This window comes from Pseudomonas sp. IT-93MI4 (genome assembly GCF_949767635.1).
GTDB classification, from domain to species: domain Bacteria; phylum Pseudomonadota; class Gammaproteobacteria; order Pseudomonadales; family Pseudomonadaceae; genus Aquipseudomonas; species Aquipseudomonas putida_A.
Genome location: NZ_CATKPP010000042.1, coordinates 1 through 341, shown reverse-complemented (window position 1 = coordinate 341; position 341 = coordinate 1). Strand labels below are relative to the sequence as shown.

Below are 341 nucleotides of genomic sequence, written 5' to 3'. Positions count from 1 at the left end.
TGGCCGTCACCGTCAACGTCCACGCCGCGGATACCTGCCCACTGCCATACAGCGCGATGGCGGTGAAGCTGTGAGCGGCCACGCTCAAGCTTGTCAGGGTCAGTTCCCACAGGCCGGTCGTCAGGTTAACCGTTGCTTCACCTTTGACGGTGGTGCCGTCCTTGATCTGGACTTTCTGACCTTTGGCCCCGGCCCCTGACAACGTGATCTGGGTATCGACGGTGAATCCGCCTTTGGCAATCTCATTCCCTTTGGAGTCGATGGCCTTGGTGATGGTCGGTGGGTTACTGGCCGTCACCGTCAACGTCCACGCCGCGGACACCTGCCCACTGCCATACAGC

General features: G+C 61.0%; 1 pseudogene. It reads right to left on the bottom strand.

Going from position 1 to position 341, the window contains the following annotated elements:
• Positions 1 to 341: pseudogene (locus ACM6I7_RS16910) on the bottom strand (hypothetical protein); the annotation flags it as partial.